Origin of the sequence: Rhodopirellula baltica SH 1 (genome assembly GCF_000196115.1) — a bacterium.
GTDB lineage: Bacteria > Planctomycetota > Planctomycetia > Pirellulales > Pirellulaceae > Rhodopirellula > Rhodopirellula baltica.
The window spans coordinates 3,515,418-3,534,194 of sequence record NC_005027.1; the positions used below are offsets into that span (position 1 = coordinate 3,515,418).

Here is an 18,777-nt window from a genome sequence, read left to right on the forward strand (position 1 = left end):
CTGAGTTCACGCATGTTTCGTCCCCAACTGCTGCTACTGTCTGCCGTCGTTTCACTCGCATCCGCCCTCTCGATCAATCCGATCGTGAAGGCGGACGATGCTGCAACAAACGCATCCGCACAAGAGACCGGATTCGTTTCTCTGTTCGACGGCGAATCGCTGGACGGCTGGAAGAAGTCGACCGAGAACCCAGACAGCTGGCAAGTTGAGGACGGAATGCTTGTCTGCAAAGGCGAACGTTGCCACCTCTTCTATGTCGGCGAGTTGGCTCCGCTGAAAAACTTTCACTTCAAGGCCGACGTGAAGGTGATGCCCGGCAGCAACGCTGGAATTTACTTTCACACCAAATACCAAGAATCAGGCTGGCCAAAATATGGCTACGAGTGCCAAGTCAACGTCAGCCACAAAGACCCCAAGAAGACCAGTTCACTCTACGGGGTCGAAAACATTGACGCGGAAACGCTTGCGGCCAATGGCATTCGCGACAACGAATGGTACACGCAAGAAATCATCGTTCGCGGCAAACACATTGAACTGAAAGTCAACGGAAAAACCCTGGTGGATTTCACCGAACCGAGCGACCAGGAAGCGTTCTCAGATCGCTTCGAACGCCGGTTGGGCGAAGGCACGTTTGCCTTGCAAGCCCATGACCCACAAAGCATCGCCTACTTCAAAAATCTGCGAGTCAAACCACTCGATGAGTAAATACAACGTGTTGATTGTTGGCTCTGGTGGACGTGAACATGCCTTGGCATGGAAAGTCAAACAGAGCCAGCACGTTCAAAATGTTTTCGTTGCCCCCGGCAACGCCGGCACCGGGATGGACGCGACCAACGTCGACCTGGATCCGGCCGATCACGATGCCGTGATCCAATTCGCGAAAGAGAACAACGTCGGCTTGGTCATCGTCGGTCCCGAGGCACCTTTGGTCGCCGGATTGGTCGATGCGTTGACCGACGCCGGACTTCGTGCCTTCGGCCCCAGCAAAGCAGCATCGGAACTCGAAGGCAGCAAAGTCTTCTGCAAGAACCTGCTGCGGTCCGCTGACATTCCCACGGCAGACTACCGAACTTTCCGCAGCGCCGACGACGCCTCGCGGTACATCAAAGATCGATTCAGCGAACCCACTGATCCGGTCAACGTCGTTGTCAAAGCCGATGGTTTGGCCGCCGGTAAAGGCGTTGTCGTCTGCGACACACGCAGCGAAGCATTGGAAGCCATCGATCGCATCGCGGCTCGCAAAGAGTTCGGTGCCGCCGGCAAAGAACTGATCATCGAAGAACGTTTGACGGGCCCCGAGGTCAGCGTGTTGGCGATCACCGATGGTGAAACGATTGTCACGTTGCCGCCCGCGCAAGACCACAAACCCGCCAACGATGGCGACACGGGTCCCAACACTGGCGGCATGGGTGCTTACTGCCCGGCGCCTGTTTTGGACGAAGAAACCCTGGCAAAGGTCGAATCGAGCATTCTGGTGCCGGTCGTGCATGCGATGAAACGCTCACGCCGTCCTTTCAAAGGCGTGTTGTACGCGGGATTGATGTTGACTCCTGCCGGTCCAAAAGTATTGGAATTCAACGTTCGATTCGGCGACCCCGAATGCCAACCGTTGCTGATGCGATTGAAGACCGACTTGGTCGAAGTCATGCAGGCCGTCGTCGATGGCAAGCTCGAAGAAACCGGTCCGCTTGAGTTCGATCCACGACCAGCCATTTGCGTCGTGATGGCCAGCGAAGGCTATCCGGCTGACTACGAGAAAGGCCACGCGATCACCGGTATCGAATCAGCCGACAAAATGGAAAACGTCAAAGTCTTCCATGCGGGAACTCAACGTGTCGACGGCGAAGTCGTCAACACCGGCGGACGCGTTCTAGGCGTGACCGCAATGGGCGATTCGATCAGTGCCGCGAAATTGCAGGCTTACAAAGCTGTGCGTGAGATTCGTTGGCAGGGAGCTTGGTGCCGGAAAGACATCAGCGACAAAGCACTTGTCACCGCCGATAAAGCGTAGCGTTCCAAAGCAAAGCGATAGGCCGGATCAAGCCGCTTCGGCGCTGCTCCGGCATCTTGGTCGTCAACGGGCAATCAATGATTGAGCAACCCGGGCGTGTCCTTCTGAGTGACACGCCGGAAGATGTCCTGCAATAGGATTTGTTCCAGCGTCGTGTCGCGTCCCAGCGGAATCCAACCAAGAGTCTGCGGGTTATCGTCGAAGTCATCCACGCGACTGGTACGTGAACCGTCGTGACGTTGTCCGGCGGTGGTTTCGGTCGCGTACTGGGTTCGATCGGTGTCTTCCAAGTCTTTTTGGACAATGATCTCGACGGAATAGCCGTTCGAATGCGGACGAACATGGACGATCGCTCGGCGTCGGATGGATTGCAACGTGCTCTGCAAACGTTCGAATCCGGGCGAACTGTCTTTCCGCCACGGCTCCAAAATGGAACCACCAACCTTGTAGCTTGTTTCAAGTCGTCCTTCGAGAACGGCACCCGGCTGATTGACCACCGGTTGCTCCCGAGAAATCCGAAACACGTCGTCCACCGCATCGACCACCTGCAACCAAAGGAAGTCTGCCGGAACGGGCGGTAGATCCAACGGATTAGGAACGTACTGGGGTGGGATATCGGTTCCAAGCCGGTACGCCAGTTGGCCACACCCGGCCGACATCAACGCCAGTGCGCAAATGACGATCCACCGTACGTGAAGGGCACTGCGTTGGTGCGGGGTTCGGTTTGGACAAACGCGTTGGTTCCGATTCGCACGATGCCGTGATGCGCAATGGGCCATACCGCCTACCTTTGCAGCGCCGGTCGAGCTGACACCTGAAGCAACGGTTTCGCTTCTGGGAAATCGTCGGGATAGAACGACCAAACCGGAACACGTTGGCGAACTTCGACCATCACTTCTTCCTGGTCAGCACGAATCTTCTGCTGACGAAGAATATCTGAGATATCGTCTTGAAGCTCTCCGACAGGAGTCACCCCAGCGTCTTCTCGTTCCAACACTCGGATGATGTGATACGCATCAGTGTCCTCGATGATCTCGCTCATCTTACCGGTCGGCAACGAGAAGATTTGCTGATCCAGGATTGCTGACACCAAAGACCCTTGATTAGTCCAATCATGCAATCCGCCTGAACTCGCGAATGGTTCTTCGCTCTTGGCCTTCGCAACCGCTTGCATGTTGCCGCCGTACAACGCCTCGCGTCCCATCTCGGTGATTGCCTTCATCGCCGCATCGCGAGTTGGGTGATTGCTGAACATGACCGTCAGCTGTTCCCAACGAGCACGGGCTTTGTGTTCGTACTTGGATTGATGTTCCTGGTAGTACCGCACAATCTCGGAAAGCGAGACCGCGGGGTCTTTGTTGACCTTGCTGCGGATGTACAAGCTGCCCAGCATCTGGTCCATGAATTCACGCTGGCGGAAGGCCAGCGACGATCCCTCTTTGCGAAGAAGATCGTCGAGTTCTGCCTTTGAATCCACATTGGCTTTTTTCATCAGCCCGGGCAGTTCCGTTTCATAGAACATCTGACGAGCCTTGGCGGCCATCGTTGCCTCCGCTTCACGTCGTTTGTCCGCCGCAGCGGTGCCGACTTGTTCCAACAAAAACGCTTCGCGAAGCATCCGACTTTGTATGGTTTGAACGAGCAAGCTACGAGTCATCCGCAACTTCACGTAGTGCAGTTCGTCCTCCGGTACCTCGCCACTGGCTTGCGCGAGCATACGAGAAAGCTGAGCATCCACGCGTGGTTTCAGCTCGCCGAGCAGAACTCGTCCTTGGCCGACGACGGCCATCACCGTCGCCGGATCTGTGGGAAGCGGCGTTTTCTTGGCCTCTTCCACTTCTGCGCGGGTCGGCATTTGCGCATGCAATCGCGGCATAGCCATGGCGGTTACCCCAATCGCCAACGCAATCCAAGCGAAACAACGAGGGACAACGTGATGGCAGGGCGAAGGCATGGTGACCCCAATTCGCAACGGAAACAAATGAATGAGTTCGGCTTGTAGAGAAATCGAACGCGCATTGGCAACCGCGATTTAGCGACAATCGATGGATGAACAACGGTTTTCCATGGCATATCGACTCCGTGTCGCATTGCTGGCACCGCCAACAGGCGAAACAATGCGTGAAACCTTGACCGTGAAACCGCTCCACTTCGATTGAAACCAGCCATGGATTATCGCCCTGTCCAACTCGACGACGCCTTGGAAAACGACCTGCGGCAATTGGTCCGTCTTTCGATCGCAGAGGACTTGGACATTGCCGTCGACTGGACCACGGTCGCCATGATCGCCCCCGAACGCCGCGGTGCCTGCCAGATCGTTCCTCGATGCTCCGGAATCGCGGCGGGGATCGCTTTGGCACCGTGGATCGTCGATGAGTTCGACGCCGATTTGGAAGTCGAGGTTTTGATTGACGAGGGAACTCCGTTGGTTCCCGGAGAACCGATCGTGCGGCTCTCAGGTTCGGCCAGAGACCTGCTGACCAGCGAACGCGTTTTGCTCAATATCCTTTCTCGACTGTGCGGCGTCGCGACATTGACCGGACGATACGTCGAAGCAATCGGAGAACACGACGCTCGACTGTATGACACTCGCAAAACGACCCCCGGCTGGCGACGACTCGAAAAGTATGCGGTGCGATGTGGCGGCGGCCATAACCATCGAACCGGACTGTACGATGGCTTTCTGATCAAAGACAACCACCTCGCTCTCGGTCGCAGTGAGCACGATCCTTCGTCCAAGCTCACCGCCGGCGAAGCAGCGACGAGAGCCGTTGCGATGCGGGGAGCCAGCGTCAATCAATTGGTCGCACCGCCGATGGTTGAAATCGAAGTCGACACGCTGGAACAATTTGAACAAGTCGCCACGACGGGCATCGACATTGTTCTGCTGGACAACTTTTCGTTGGATGACCTTCGCCGCGCAGTGGCTCGACGAGACGAACTGGGTGTGACACTCGACTTGGAAGCATCAGGAAACGTCACGATCGATACGATCGGCAACGTCGCTGCGACTGGCGTGGACCGAATCAGCAGCGGGGCTTTGACGCATCAAGCCACTTGGTTGGACCTGGGGATGGATTGGCTGGACGGGTTCGCAAGCTAGTGTTGGGGAAATCGGACCGTTGGTAGCGGTCATTCACTTCCTCTTTGTACACCGACCATGCCGTCAAACCACTCGGACGCCTCCTCAGCATCGTCGAAGTCTGCGGATTCAACCCGATCCGTTTCCATTTTGGGCAGCCAACATTGGTATGACTTCGTTCAGCCTTGCCTGGATTCGGCCTCGATATTGGCTTCTTTGGTGTTGGTCAAATTCGCCGCACGAGGCCATGTCGACGATGCATCCTTTGCGATGGGATTGATCGCGGTCATCGTGTTCTTTCTCAGCAGCCAGTTGACTGGACTGCAACGAGGCGACCGTCGCGCGTGCACCGACAGTGAAATCATTCGCGTCATCACAACATGGACGATGACGATCCTGGTGTTAGGTGCCATCGCGTTTGCAACCCGCTACGGGCAGTACTTTGCCCGATCGGTGATTCTGTCTTGGTGTGTGCTTTGTCCCGCCATGATCGGACTTTCGCGAATGTGTCTGCGAATTGTCCAGTTTGGATTGCTTCGTCGTGGCGTCGGTGTTCGACGAGTCGCGATTGCGGGCTGCAACACCCTTGGACATCAAACACAATCCAACATCGAATCAGATTCGTCGCTCGGACTGCAGTTCGCTGGCTTCTACGATGACCGCAATTTCGCACGAGACAATGTCGAAAATGGAAGTGGCGAAACTGAAAGCACTGATTCAGAAGATCTGAGTTTGACCGAATCCGTACCAGCGGTCTCACTGCAGGGTGACTTGAACGACCTGATCGCTGCGGCACGTTCGGGTGAGATTGAAACGGTGCTTGTCACCCTTCCCATGCGTGCCGAAAAGCGAATCCGTTTTTTGCTGGACGAGCTGAGTGACTCAACAGCATCTGTTTACATCGTGCCCGATTTCTTCGTGTTCGAATTGCTCCACGCTCGCTGGACGCAAGTCGGCGGTTTGCCGGCGGTCAGCGTCACCGAATCGCCGATGTTCGGCATCGATGGAGTCGCGAAAAGGGCGGCGGATTTGATCGTCGCCTCGGCTGGGTTACTGGCCATTTCGATTCCGATGCTGATGATCGCGGCGGCGGTCAAATTGACATCACCCGGTCCGGTGTTCTTTCGACAGCGTCGATACGGATTGGATGGACAAGAAATTCGTGTCTGGAAATTTCGCTCGATGACGACGTGCGACGATGGTGCCGTCGTCAAACAGGCCACTCATAACGATTCGCGAATCACGCCATTGGGTGCAATCCTTCGAAAAACGAGCTTGGACGAACTTCCACAATTGTTCAACGTGATTGAAGGATCCATGTCATTGGTCGGCCCCCGGCCTCACGCCTCCGCCCACAACGAACAATATCGCGGTTTGATCCGTGGATATATGATGCGGCACAAAGTCAAACCGGGCATCACCGGGTTGGCACAAGTCAACGGCTGTCGCGGCGAAACGGAAACGGTCGACAAAATGGAACAGCGGATCCATTTTGATCACCAATACATCCGGTCGTGGTCGCTGTTGCTAGACATTCGGATCTTGTTCCGAACTCTGATGGTCGTTTGGAAGCAACCCGAAGCCTACTGATTCAACTCCTCCGTCGATGTCCCATGTTCCCTTTGCTTCTCATCGATGGATACAACGTGATTGGGCCGGTGGCTCCTCCGTCGCGGGGTGCATCGCCGAATTGGTTGCATGACGAACGGCAGTTGTTGCTCAACCGGTTGTCGGAACACCTGACCGACCCCATTCGCAGTCGCACGTGCGTTGTCTTTGATGCTCGCAATCCGCCTCACGGCGTGAGCGATCAAATGATATTCGCCGACATGGATGTTCGCTTTGCGGTCGGCTACCCAGAAGCGGATGACTTGATCGAAGAGCTTATCTTCGAACATCCAAATCCCAAGTCCTTGACGGTGGTGTCCTCCGATCACCGTCTGCATGCGGCCGCCAAACGCAAGAAAGCATTGCCGATCGATTCCGATGTTTGGTTGGATGCGTTGCTGGATGGGCACATTCAAATGGCCAAACTTCCGAAAGCAACTTCCAAACGAAAACGCCACAAGAAGTCCGATCGTAAATCCGGTGAACCATCTGCCGACGCATCGCCGAGCGGGCCAACATTGGACGCAATGCTCGAAACCGAAGAGCTACAGAAATGGCTCGATCAATACGGTTCTGATTGAGTGAGACCGGCGGTCACGGCGAGCTCTGAAGAATGGCTCCGTCCATTTGGTCAGACCAGCGTAGCGAACGAAACACCAGCCAAGTTTCGCGATGGTCCGCTGTGTATGCTGTGGGACCGATTGACCGATACTACCTTCTGATTTTGCACTCTGGCGGATTTGGCTCGAATGATTCTGTCGTTGACTCGTGGACTGACTCTGTGCGGCTGCCTCGTAATGGCAACCGCCTCTTCTTTGCTAGCCGATGGACCGGCAGACAACCAAGCGGAAAACGTTCGTCCAATTCCGCCCCCCGGAATTGACGTCGATTCTGGTCAACTGGAAACACTTCGAACATCCATTGAATCAGTCAGGAACCGTTGGCAACAACTATTGGATGCTGCCGGAGAGAAGAAACAAGACGCTGCCACGGCTGCTCGGTTGAGGGATCTCGAACCAGAGGTTTTGGTGTTTCCGAGAGCGGTCGAGATGACCATCGAGCAATCGATTTTCTACTCCCCAAAGGCGTTGGATGATGCGCAGCGATTACTCAAAATCGCTAACGATCGCATCAACCGAATCGCCGCCGGTGCGTCCTGGGCGGAAGTGGTCGGACTGCGAGCGAGCAAAGAAAAACAGCTGATTGCCGGCGGCTACCGATCAAAGATCGATGATTCGTTTCAGCCCTATGGCATCGTGGTTCCCGAGAATGTGAATGCCGTCGATACGTTGCCGATTCGCATGGACATCTGGTTGCATGGCCGAGGTGAAAAGGTGTCCGAACTGGCGTTCTTAAGCAAACACAGCAACGATCCGGAACGCTATCGAGCCGGCAATGAACCGATGCCCCAATCTGCAATTGTGGCTCACCCCTATGGTCGCTACAGCAACGCGTTCAAATTCGCCGGCGAGGTCGATGTTCTGGAACTACGTGACTACTTGCAGCGACGCATTGCCATTGACGAGCGCCGCGTTGCGATCCGAGGTTTTTCGATGGGCGGCGCAGGTTGCTGGCAGATCGCGACCCACTATGCGGACCAATTCTTCGCCGCCACACCGGGCGCAGGCTTTTCGGAAACACCTTTGTTCCTTGATGTCTTCCAGGGTGAAGACGCAGCCGGCACCGCTCCATCGCATCAGAAGACACTGTGGCAACTTTACGATTGCCCGCCCTGGGCGAGCAACCTGAGGCACTTGCCAACCATTGCTTACAGCGGCGAAATCGATCGGCAAAAACAGGCCGCCGACGTGATGGAATCGGCGTTATCAGAAGAAGGGATCGAGCTGGTGCATTTGATCGGTCCGCAAACCGCTCACAAGATTCATCCCGATGCTCAACAGGAAATCGGCAGGCGATTGGACTCAATCGAACAACAAATCACATCCGGCGTCCCTCGGAACGTCCACCTAACGACGCTGACCCTGCGTTATTCGCGGATGCACTGGATCGAAGTCACCGGAATGAGCCAACATTGGTCACCGGCCATCGCCGATGCATCGGTCCTGGCAAGTCAAACTGGAAACGGCTCCCAGATCATGATCGAGTGCGAGAACGTGACGCGAATCCGCGTGAACTTTGATGCCGGGCAATGGCCGGGAAAAACAGCCGGACGCACCGGCGTGATGATCAATGGCGATCAGGTTGTCGATACCGACACCGGTCCACTGGTGGCTTCGGACCGATCGCTTGAAGCTGAGTTCATATTTGACGGAACGTGGAAAGTTGCTTCCGATGACGCAGCGTCTCTTCGCAAACGACCTGGATTGCAGGGGCCCATCGACGACGCCTTCATGGATCGCTTTGTATTTGTGCTGCCATCGGGGACATCCGATGATCCCGCCGTCGAGCAATGGGTCCAAGCGGAATCCAAGCACGCCATGGACCATTGGCGGTTGCATTTCCGAGGTGACATTCGTGTGGTCAAAGATACGCAAGTCGACGCGGCGATGATGGCCAATCAAAACGTGATTCTGTTTGGTGACGCCAGCAGCAACCAAGTCATTGCAAGGTTGCTACCCACACTGCCACTTCAGTGGACCAACGATAAGATCAGCATCGGCGATAATCAGGTCACCAGAGCCGGGCACGTGCCAGTGATGATCTATCCCAACCCGGAGAGTCCAGATCGCTATGTCGTGATCAACAGCGGGTTCACCTTTCGCGAGTACGACTATCTGAACAACGCTCGCCAAACACCCAAGTTGCCCGACTGGGCATTTTTGGATGTCACAGAAGGCTCGACTTTCCGCGACCCTGGCAAGGTGATCGCGGCGGGCTTCTTCGATGAGTCATGGCAACCGAAGTGATTCGACGCGGTGTGAGCGTTTGATGACCTTCTCGTTTGGAACGCACGAAAATCCGTTCCATTGTCGTCTCCCGATTGGCGTTCAAAACCTTGGTGAGTATGGTGACTGCGGTTCCCCGATTCACCTCCAAATGCCTGACGATTGACTCACGGTTTCTTTGTTGCAAGTTCACCACAACCTCATTCGGTTTCCATCTCGCTACTGGATGGCGTTGGGGCCTGTTGTGCTTGCATGGGCGAGCGTCGGACTGCAGTGGGGTGGACACCACAGCCACCCGATCACGCCATCGACTGATTCGATTCCACGGCAATTGGAATCCGGCATTCATGCGTCTCGTCTTGCTGAATTGCATTCCCAATTACATTCACATGGCTACGCTTATCCGCACGATCATGGGCATTCGCATGGCGACGGGCATCCACATTCGCATGATTCCTCCCATTCCCACGTGACAGATACGACGCACATCGAAGGTGCAATCGTGGGCAGTCAGCTCCATTCGCACATTCGTTTCTTCGGGATTGAATTTGTCGTGCTCGCGACCGCCGAGCAACACGAGCGGCACTCTGTCACCACGGGACTCCACGAACGCACGAAGAACATGGTTCTTCGTGTGCTCATGATCCGAAGTCCGATGCCACCGACTGGCGATCATTTCCTTCGATCCAACAACAGCGACTTGGTATTGCTTGCCAATTCGCTCGTTAAGGGATGCGAACGCGCGGCACCTTTGGTTCCGCCTCCTCAAGCGACCTGACCTTCGCTTTCTTTCGTCTTCCTTGGTTGATGCATCCCTTTCTTGAATGCCTCAATCTCACTCTGCGCGTTTCGTGTTTTCGCGATCCGATGCCGCATGCATGCATCATGCGTTGTCTGGATCGGTGTGCGCGATCGTGCGATCTCAAGCAACCACTTCAATACCATGACTCTCTTTCACCAAACTCAATCTCGTAGCCGCCCCCGGTTCCGTCGCAACAATCAAACCGGATTCACCCTGGTCGAATTGTTAGTCGTGATCGCCATCATTGGCGTCCTGGTCGGTCTTTTGTTGCCGGCCGTGCAGGCTGCACGCGAAGCTGCCCGGCGAATGTCTTGCAGCAACAACCTGAAACAACTCGCGTTGGGAATTCACAACTACGAATCAAGCTTCAGACAGTTCCCGCCCGGTTACCTGCACAAATTCGGCGAACCAGGATCAATGTATCTTGCCAACCATCAAGGTTTTTCCTGGGGAAGTGCGATCCTGCCCCACATCGAACAAGCGGCCTTGTACGACACGATCCATTTCGACCGACCAACCTTTGACATCGAAAACCTTTCCGCTCGAGAAACATCGCTTCCCACTTTCTTATGTCCCTCGGACACCTATTCCGAAGGAGAGTTTGTCGTCCGTGATGACAGCTTGACTCCGGTCCTTCAATATGCCGGTGCGTCTTATGCAGCGAACTGGGGTCCATCCACTCCAACAATCAACTTGGACGACACGCCGCTGGAAAGTGACGGGGTGTTCTTTCGCAACAGCAACTTAAGGCACGCGGATATTCTCGATGGGCTGTCCAACACGTTGGCGTTGGGGGAACGAACCAACGGCCCGCTTCCCGTCAGCACACCATCACCGGGTGGACACAGCAATTTTGAAACCGCCTGGTTCGCTGCTGTGCACGACCGCGATGACTTCGAAGACGATCACGGCCACATGGTTCTTTTCGAGACTCAGTTTCGGCCGAACCAAATCGATGGCGATGACAAAGGGTTGTCGGCTCCCCATGTCGGTCTGGCTCAATTCGCGTTGTGCGACGGCAGTGTGCGTGCCATCACTCAAGAGATCGATGCCGAGATCTACAATGCCCTCGGCAGCCGGAACGGCGGTGAAGTCATCGATTCCGACGGTTTTTAAATCGTTCTGCGGACGGTTGAGATCTGTGCTCCTTCGAATCCAATGCCTACCTAGTACTACAGCGCTAACTGGTGTTGTAGAGGGCCGGGCTTTTCGCTGAGAATAGCAGCTGGAGATTTTGTTTGCTGCACGGAGAGCTTGGCATGGATGTCGCTGAACTGGAACAACTCGAAGATCGGTTAAATGCTTACTTGGCTCGCTTTGGCGATTGTTTTCGACGAAGCGACACGAGGGCTCATTTGACGACCTATGTCCGTGGTCAACTTTCCGACCTGGACGCCAAGAGTGTGGAGCCGATTGCGTTGCAAGCCGGTACACCGGTGCGAACCTTGCAGGAATTTATCGCCCAGCATCGGTGGGACGAAGATGGACTTCGCAGGAGGCTGATCCACATCGTCCGTGATGAGCATGTCAACAAGAACACTGTCGCGATCATTGACGAAACCAGCGACGTCAAGAAGGGCGACAAAACGCCTGGCGTGCAACGACAGTGGTGCGGCAAAGTCGGCAAGCAGGAGAACTGTATCGTCACGGTTCATCTGGCTGCGGCGAACGAAGACTTTCACTGCATGGTCGATGGTGAACTGTTCCTCCCCGAGAGCTGGAGTAACGACCGCGAGCGTTGTGCCGCCGCCGGCATTCCCGATGAGATGGTCTATCGCCCCAAGTGGCAGATCGCGTTGGAATTGCTTGATCGCAGTAAGGAGGAGGGGATTGAATATCCTTGGCTAACCGCTGACGAAGGCTACGGCGGTAAACCTGGATTCCTGGAAGCTCTTGCCGACCGCGATCAGAAGTTTGTGCTTGAAGTGCCGCGAACGTTTTCGGTTTGGGAGAAGCATCCCGAAGTGACCGAGCAGCCCTATCGCAAGGGCGGCCGCGGCCGAGGTCGCAAGACACCCCGCGTCAAGAGCGGGGAAAGTTCGCCGCGAAGTGTTGAAACAGTGTTCTGGCACGGCGAAGCGATGAAAGCGAAACGCTGGAAACGCTACCGCGTCAAAGACGGCGAGAAAGGTCCCATCATCTGGGAAGCCAAGCGGGTTCGCGTCACACTCAAAGGCAGCGACGGACTACCGGGGCTGTCTCTGTGGTTGGTGGTCGCGAGAAACGTGCTTGACGGCGAACTGAAATTCTTCGTCAGCAACGCGAGCGAGTTCGCTTCGATGGCGATGCTGCTACAGGTTGCGTTTCAGCGATGGCGAGTGGAACGTTGTTTCGAGGATCAGAAACAAGAGGTCGGCTTAGACTGTTACGAGGGGCGCCGATATTTGGGTCTGAAACGCCACTTGATCATCACGTCGTTGAGCTATCTGTTTCTTTCGCAAACCTGCCAGCAGGAGCGGGAAAAAAAATCCGGAGTGGACAATTCAGCAAATTCGCGACGCGGTCGACGCAATCGTTGTCAGCTGGTCACTCCCTCGTGAGAGTCGTCGCATGTTGCTTGATCAGGTCGCCTCACGGATCAACTACCATCAATCACGCAACGTAGCGGCTCGCATCAGCCATACGCAAACGAAGCTCGACAGATACGCCGAACTCGGTATCGACCCCGAAAGCATCACACGATGCCGATGGCCCAAAACTTAGCGCTGTAGTACTAGCAGAACCATCATTCGAGCCCGACTGCCACAACGCTATTCCGTGGCGTCGGGCGTTTCTTGCGAAAGGTTGTATTGAGTTCGGATTTGAAGATGGATGCCAGCCACGCGGCGATTGACGGCGGTCATTCTCTCTCGCACCGTTTCGACATGGCCATCCGGGAACTGAAGATTCAGCTCAACTTCCCACCCCACGTCGTGCCCCATTTTCGAAAGCAGCTCAACCAAATCTTCAGTGAAGCGTTTGCGTGCGAGCAAGCCATATTGCTCGCTCGCAAACGACATGATCTGGTCGGCTGGGATTCCATCAATCGATCTGAGTTGCGACCAATCGCCAGCCACACAAACCGTTGGCAGATCGTCCTTCCACCGCACGTCTGTGAACGGGGCGACTCGAGCATACTTCCCAGCATTCACGGGAGGGTCCAACGCACTGACGACTTCCGCATCGGACGATGCTTTGGAACTGGCATGGGTGACAAAAGAAAAGATAGCTGCGAACGCCAAGGCAGAAACAACCAGAAGCGTGATCAGGACGACGATTGCCGGACCTTCGAGTCGCTTCGAATTCTCCCCCGTCGATGGTTGCCCTTTGTAGCGTTTGGAAATGAGATACCAACGGCCGAAGAACATGATTTCGAACACAATCACGGCCATGACCACGGATTGAAAGAACACCGGACCGGCTTTGTCAAATGCGAACCGGTATCCGCTGTACGCTGCCATCAAAGTTGGCAGGAGAATCATCCCCGCGATCCACCATGACGGTACGATTCGGTTCCAATTCTCAAACCATTCCGCCGCTCCGGGATTGCCCTCGATCTTCGGGTCGTTTTCAGACAACGAAGAAACGAGTTCCACCAGTTCGTCGACCTCGGCGGCGTCGCTCGCGTCTTCGCTTTCCAGAGTTGCCACAATCCTGCGCAAGTGTTCTTGCCGCGGCTGAAGCTGCTCATCGACTGCTGCTTGATTGAGTCGATAAATCTTGCGGTAGGTATAAAAGAGAAATACGCCGAACGGTGTCGCAACAAGAAGACATCCCCACCAAGTGCCAGTGAGATTCCAGGCGAGATGGACGAAGAAAGCCATCAACGAAATCGTAAACGGCAGCAGGTACCACCAGAAAACGTTTCGCAACAGCCAAATTTGATGTTCGACCTGAGTGAGCGATTCCTTCGCATAAAACAACAGCGGTTGCCCAGGATCGCTTGACGCCTTGGGATGTCGCTTGCGATCGATCAGCATGAAGCCCGCAATCCAAAGCAACACCGGCACGGTCAACCACCACGACCACGGCAACGAAAAGCCGATCCCCAACACCAACCAAACCGGGATCAGCAACAACGACACGCCGACTTCACGCACATCTCGCCAGAAAATCATGGTGCGAAATTGGTCGTCCGATCGCTGGACCTGCTGCGTCAGCAATTCAATATCAATCGTCACCTTCAACTGCGATGCATCGGCCTTCCAGGCTTGCCGAAACTTATCAAGACTCATTGTGCTGGCCCTCCGCGACTTCGACGTTCAGCAATTGGGAGAGTGTTTTCTTTACACGATTCAGCCGCACTCCGACGTTGCTTTCAGATATTCCTAGAACACTGGCCATTTCGCGGTAGGACAATTCGTCCAGGTACAGCAGCACCAATGCAACATCGGATTTCGGCAACTGATGAATCGCCTCGTAAAGTTGCTCCAGCGTCTCTCGCTGTTCAGCGTGCTCGGCAGAATCAATTGTTTCAGATGGAATGGCTTGCACTTCGAGCAGCGGCTGTTGGCACGTCCTTCGCCGTTGATCGTTGCGACGCCAATTCATTGCGGTATGCAGTGCAACGCGATAAAACCATGTTGCCGGACTGGCTTGCCCTCGAAAACGAGGCAATGAATGCCACGCCTGAAGCAAGATCTCCTGGGCGAGATCCTGGCTCTCTTCGCTGCCAAGCGTGTAGGCACGCGCCACCTGAACAACCGAAGCTTTGTGCTTCTCCAGCCAATCAATGAATAGCGACTTGGCATCTTCTTCCAGCACCAGTAGCCCTCGTTCAGTGGTTCCGTTCGACGTCTTTCTATTTGTGTTGGTAACGCTGGTAGCGTATCCCTTACACAAAAAGTTGGTCGTTCACGAAAAAATCGGTGTGCCGGGCTGAGTGGCCAAAAACGCCTACTCGATTGAGTGAAGTGAACTTCAACCAACGCGAGTGGGCGCCTCACAAGCGATCATGGGCTCGCTTGGGAGACGAACTCGGCTGGCAATTCGTACTGTCCGTCCGATGCCAAACGTGTCGTGATCAAGATTGCTGACTTGTCCGGTTTCACCACCCACACCAATGCCTGCTTCGGATCGGCCGGTCCGGTCGCGGTTCGATCGGGGTTGGCCCCAAGCACCAAATCGGTCAGCACCGTTCGCAACGGAATATCATTTTTCGCGAAATCACGAATTTGTTGGTTTTGGGTGATGCCCATCTTCTGCAAATCACCACCAATGATTTCGATGGGTGGCAATTGATTGTTCGCGGGCAGGTCACGGTTGAACTCTTCAGCAATCGTGTCGACGGCAAACTGCAACGATTCTTGATCGAAGCTGACCGACATCTTCCGGTCCAGCAATTCCTCGATCGACAATTTGGTTTGAGTGGACGCCATTGCCTCCGAGACAGGTTCGGTCGTCGTGTTTGTGGCGAGCAAGGTTGCCAACGTCAGTTGCGGCAGAGCCAATGGTGGCAGGTAAGCGTTCCAAACAAGTTTGCGATCCACGCGACCGGTACGCACATTCTCTTGCGCAAACGCCCACATCGACGGCAGCCTCGCGGCGAGCAATCTCCACGAAGGATCGATGTCACGCGTCACCAGGAAGTCTTCTGCCCAGCGAGGTGCGTTGTCGAGTTGGGCACGAAGTGGCGTCGCCAGCGCGGTGGGATCAACGCCCGGGGCAGCTGCCAAGCGAACTTCGACATACGATCCAGTTGGGCTGGTTGATGTTTCGTTGGACGAATTTTCGGACGCGGATGCCACTCGAACCAACACGCCGCCGCAATCGGCGAGAAGGTTTTGTCGAATCCATGGAATCAGTTCCGGCGAAGTCGCGTCCATCCAATGCCTCGCATCGCTGACCAGGAAATTAGGCTGGGTTAGAAACGCGATCGCATCATTGGGACGAGCGGATTGCCAAAGTTCTTCGAGCAACCGCGGCAACACAACCGGCGCGCCTCCCATCTCGGCGACCTCACCAATGCGAGCGATGGAGCCAACCGCGAACGCATCGACCAGGTCGTCGGCAGCTCCCGCAGGACGACCTTGCGTCATCGGGAAATACGCCAACGCATCGCGAGTGTCACCGGCGTAGATGGTCTCACCACCAGGTCCGCGTGCGGAAGAGACGCCCCAGGTATCCAGCAAAGTTTCTAACGACTTTGGTTCGTTCAAACGAATTCCAGCGGCGACTTCTGGAATGCCTTCTTCTCCAGGAAACCAGGCCAACGCCACATGAGCGATCGTTTCGCTAGGCACTCCCGACCATTGGTTCAGGGCGTCCAACCAGCTTTGAGTTTCGGGACCGAACATCTCCAGCAACCCGAGTTGTTGAAGTCGTTGCCAATCCATCGTCACCACCGCGGCGGGACCTGGCGGCAACAATCCGGTGGCACGACTGACTTGTTCACCGTCTGCCCGCAAGTCTGGCGGAGCCCAAAGCATTTGCTCGTTGTCGACGACTTGAATTCCCGTCGCGGGCGGATCGGAACGACGAACCGGAGAGCGGACCGGCGTCGTGGGCTGGTTCGTATCACTCGAAACACGAGGAATGAATTGTGGAACCGGCGGCCGGACTCGCTTAGCAACTTCCCGCGGATTCTTGTCTCGCGTTGCCAGCATGGCGACCAAAACCAATACGGGAACGCACAACGCGTAGATCCCGTACCACGCTTTGCGGTTGCGTCGCCTTCGTCGACGGCGAACCGGAACAACGGCGGCAACGTTTTGTTTTGATTCCGTTGGTTTCGGTTCAGGTGTCGCGGTCGATGCTTCGGCTTTCGTCGTCTCAGGCACTTCCGACTCTGCGACAACGAGCGGAGTGGCATCGGCTTCAGGGTCCGCGTCGACGGAAGCGACGCCCGCCGAAGTTTCAGGCTGTGATGTGCCACCTCGTTCTACCATCGCTTCCTTGGCAACTTTCGCGACGGAAGCCACCTCTGCTTCCGCAATAGCCTTTGCGTCAGTCGGCGTCTCAACTTTCTTGGGCGAAGTCCCCGAGCCTGGTTCCGATGTGCGAGATGGCTTGGCCAGCGGCGCGTTCCGTGGCGTCGGTTTGGAAGCCTCGACCTTTGGAGCGGTTTCTTTTGCCGCAGGTTTGGGCTTCGCCGGCGAAGTCGTTCGTTCCGCCTTTTTCTCAGGCGACTTCTTCTCGGTCGACTTCTCTACAACTGGCGTCTTTTCTACCGGCCGCTTGGTGATCGTCTCTGTCTTCGTAGCCGATCGCTGTTTTGTAGGCGCTGGTTCAACCGGAGTTGCCGTTGCCGCCACGTTCAAAGCTTGCGCGAATTGCTCGACGCTTGCGAAGCGAGCATTGGGATCAGTCGCCAATGCGGCTGCCAAAACTCGACACAACGGATCGCCGGTTGCACCCTGCTCAACGGCCGTCGTCAATTCCGAAGGCAATGCGGATCGCGAATCGTTGGCAAAAGCAGGACGTCCGAACCGCAATTCAAATCCCAAACATCCAATTGCAAAGATGTCGTCGGCAACCGTCAGTTCGTGATTTTGCGAACCAGCCAAACGTTCGGGCGACCAGTAAGATTGGCAATCGGGTGATGAATCGAGCCATGTTTCGCGTTTGGACTTTCCGTTTTTTCCGGCAACGCTCTGCATCGATGCAAATGGATCTCGCAGCAAAGTCCATTGACCGGAATCGTTGGCCCAAATTCGATCGCGATGAATGTCGCCATGGACCATCTTCTTTGCGTGCATGGCTGCGACCGCATCGCAGATCGGATTTAGCACGGCCACGGTTTGCTGGACCGATCGAGGCTGGTCGAGTGGATCCAAGCATCGTCCCGAAGCCAACGGGGTGAAAACACCCGCGAAATCATGGCGGCTGCCGATGGGCTCGCCCAATGGACCGTTCCGAACCGGGACAATCTCGATGGGTTGCAACGATGGGTGTGATAGTTCGGCGTGAGCCCGCAAGTTGGCGGCGGCTTCGGCGGGCAAGCCGGCCGGATTGATTTGCCGCAACCAGCCGGAGACCGGCTTTGCACCGGCTTGCGCTGGGTCGCAAACCACGGATTGCCAATCCGAGAAAGGAAAGGGAGCCGATTTATCAGCCGCAACCAGGGTCAGCGGCGGAATTCGCAGGAGTGGCGTGTTGGGAAAGTCAACTTCCCACGTGGTGTGCTGCAGCACTCGCGAAATAGGGTATTTTTTAACTCGGCCGGTTTTGACCAGCCACGATGCGAGCGACACGGGATCCGACGGCGGTTTGCCCCCGTGATCGTTCGCGAAATCGGCGGCCCAAATTGGTGGGTCGGAGGCGTCGGCCAGTCCGCTTTGGACCATCCGTTTCCAAAAATCGACAAGTTGCAGCGGCATGGCGACGAGAAGAAGTAACAACAGACCGGATCAACCGGCATCACATAGAACTTTGACCTAGTTTATTCTGTCTGGCACGTCGACATCGGATGCCTTTTCGACGAATGTCCTTAGTCTCGTCATTTTCCTGA

General features: G+C 55.6%; 14 protein-coding genes. 9 read left to right on the forward strand and 5 right to left on the reverse strand.

Features of this window, described 5'->3' with window-relative positions:
* Nucleotides 1-12: 12 nt before the first annotated feature.
* Together RB_RS13525 and purD are read left to right on the forward strand one after the other, a co-directional pair.
* Nucleotides 13-705 (forward strand): 3-keto-disaccharide hydrolase, encoded by a 693-nt coding sequence (locus RB_RS13525; protein ID WP_007338989.1) that lies wholly within the window; start codon nt 13-15, stop codon nt 703-705.
* Nucleotides 698-2,011 (forward strand): phosphoribosylamine--glycine ligase, encoded by a 1,314-nt coding sequence (purD, locus tag RB_RS13530; RefSeq protein WP_007334006.1) that lies wholly within the window; start codon nt 698-700, stop codon nt 2,009-2,011. The genes RB_RS13525 and purD overlap by 8 nt, the downstream gene beginning before the upstream one ends.
* 74 nt (nt 2,012-2,085) lie before the next feature.
* Here purD and RB_RS13535 read toward each other — a convergent pair whose 3' ends face one another.
* Nucleotides 2,086-2,670: a hypothetical protein gene (locus RB_RS13535; RefSeq protein WP_037201099.1), complete on the reverse strand. Its 585-nt coding sequence runs from the start codon at nt 2,668-2,670 to the stop codon at nt 2,086-2,088.
* A 125-nt stretch (nt 2,671-2,795) separates the two neighbouring features.
* A complete protein-coding gene (locus tag RB_RS13540) occupies nt 2,796-3,848 on the reverse strand; it encodes a peptidylprolyl isomerase (protein ID WP_164922860.1) in 1,053 nt (350 codons plus the stop codon).
* A gap of 330 nt (nt 3,849-4,178) precedes the next feature.
* Between RB_RS13540 and nadC the strand changes: the two genes are divergently transcribed.
* From nadC to RB_RS13580, 7 genes are all read left to right on the forward strand, one after another.
* Nucleotides 4,179-5,114, forward strand: a complete 936-nt coding sequence (gene nadC, locus RB_RS13545) for a carboxylating nicotinate-nucleotide diphosphorylase (protein ID WP_164921990.1) — start codon at nt 4,179-4,181, stop codon at nt 5,112-5,114.
* Nucleotides 5,115-5,171: 57 nt separating this feature from the next.
* Nucleotides 5,172-6,683, forward strand: coding sequence for an undecaprenyl-phosphate glucose phosphotransferase (locus RB_RS13550; protein WP_011121014.1), 1,512 nt, complete (start codon nt 5,172-5,174; stop codon nt 6,681-6,683).
* A 23-nt stretch (nt 6,684-6,706) separates the two neighbouring features.
* The gene (locus RB_RS13555) at nt 6,707-7,282 is read left to right on the forward strand and encodes an NYN domain-containing protein (RefSeq protein ID WP_164921991.1); all 576 of its coding nucleotides are present in this window, start codon (nt 6,707-6,709) and stop codon (nt 7,280-7,282) included.
* A gap of 168 nt (nt 7,283-7,450) precedes the next feature.
* Nucleotides 7,451-9,568 (forward strand): prolyl oligopeptidase family serine peptidase, encoded by a 2,118-nt coding sequence (locus tag RB_RS13560; protein WP_164921992.1) that lies wholly within the window; start codon nt 7,451-7,453, stop codon nt 9,566-9,568.
* A gap of 160 nt (nt 9,569-9,728) precedes the next feature.
* Entirely contained in the window at nt 9,729-10,325 is a 597-nt protein-coding gene (locus RB_RS28100; RefSeq protein ID WP_231846480.1) for a hypothetical protein, read from the forward strand.
* 165 nt (nt 10,326-10,490) lie between these two features.
* The gene (locus tag RB_RS13575) at nt 10,491-11,465 is read left to right on the forward strand and encodes a DUF1559 domain-containing protein (protein WP_231846481.1); all 975 of its coding nucleotides are present in this window, start codon (nt 10,491-10,493) and stop codon (nt 11,463-11,465) included.
* A 143-nt stretch (nt 11,466-11,608) separates the two neighbouring features.
* The gene (locus tag RB_RS13580) at nt 11,609-12,889 is read left to right on the forward strand and encodes an IS701-like element ISRba4 family transposase (protein WP_076611259.1); all 1,281 of its coding nucleotides are present in this window, start codon (nt 11,609-11,611) and stop codon (nt 12,887-12,889) included.
* Between the two features lie 210 nt (nt 12,890-13,099).
* On the opposite strand, the gene RB_RS13585 is transcribed toward RB_RS13580, so the two are convergent.
* The 3 genes from RB_RS13585 to RB_RS13595 all read right to left on the reverse strand — a co-directional run bounded on the left by RB_RS13585 (nt 13,100) and on the right by RB_RS13595 (nt 18,667).
* Nucleotides 13,100-14,563 carry a hypothetical protein gene (locus RB_RS13585; protein WP_011121022.1) on the reverse strand — a complete coding sequence of 488 codons (1,464 nt, stop codon included), beginning with the start codon at nt 14,561-14,563 and terminating at the stop codon, nt 13,100-13,102.
* The gene (locus RB_RS13590; protein WP_164921996.1) at nt 14,553-15,092 is read right to left on the reverse strand and encodes an RNA polymerase sigma factor; all 540 of its coding nucleotides are present in this window, start codon (nt 15,090-15,092) and stop codon (nt 14,553-14,555) included. Before RB_RS13590 ends, RB_RS13585 begins: the two co-directional genes overlap by 11 nt.
* A gap of 188 nt (nt 15,093-15,280) precedes the next feature.
* Nucleotides 15,281-18,667 (reverse strand): serine/threonine-protein kinase, encoded by a 3,387-nt coding sequence (locus RB_RS13595; RefSeq protein WP_011121024.1) that lies wholly within the window; start codon nt 18,665-18,667, stop codon nt 15,281-15,283.
* Nucleotides 18,668-18,777: the final 110 nt, after the last annotated feature.

Excerpts from the sequence above, each read along its gene's own strand:
- RB_RS13525 (WP_007338989.1), top strand. The coding sequence starts at position 13 with ATGTTTCGTCCCCAACTGCTGCTACTGTCTGCCGTCGTTTCACTCGCA.
- purD (WP_007334006.1), top strand. The coding sequence starts at position 698 with ATGAGTAAATACAACGTGTTGATTGTTGGCTCTGGTGGACGTGAACAT.
- RB_RS13535 (WP_037201099.1), bottom strand. The coding sequence starts at position 2,670 with ATGTCGGCCGGGTGTGGCCAACTGGCGTACCGGCTTGGAACCGATATC.
- nadC (WP_164921990.1), top strand. The coding sequence starts at position 4,179 with ATGGATTATCGCCCTGTCCAACTCGACGACGCCTTGGAAAACGACCTG.
- RB_RS13550 (WP_011121014.1), top strand. The coding sequence starts at position 5,172 with ATGCCGTCAAACCACTCGGACGCCTCCTCAGCATCGTCGAAGTCTGCG.
- RB_RS13555 (WP_164921991.1), top strand. The coding sequence starts at position 6,707 with ATGTTCCCTTTGCTTCTCATCGATGGATACAACGTGATTGGGCCGGTG.
- RB_RS13560 (WP_164921992.1), top strand. The coding sequence starts at position 7,451 with ATGATTCTGTCGTTGACTCGTGGACTGACTCTGTGCGGCTGCCTCGTA.
- RB_RS13575 (WP_231846481.1), top strand. The coding sequence starts at position 10,491 with ATGACTCTCTTTCACCAAACTCAATCTCGTAGCCGCCCCCGGTTCCGT.
- RB_RS13580 (WP_076611259.1), top strand. The coding sequence starts at position 11,609 with ATGGATGTCGCTGAACTGGAACAACTCGAAGATCGGTTAAATGCTTAC.
- RB_RS13585 (WP_011121022.1), bottom strand. The coding sequence starts at position 14,563 with ATGAGTCTTGATAAGTTTCGGCAAGCCTGGAAGGCCGATGCATCGCAG.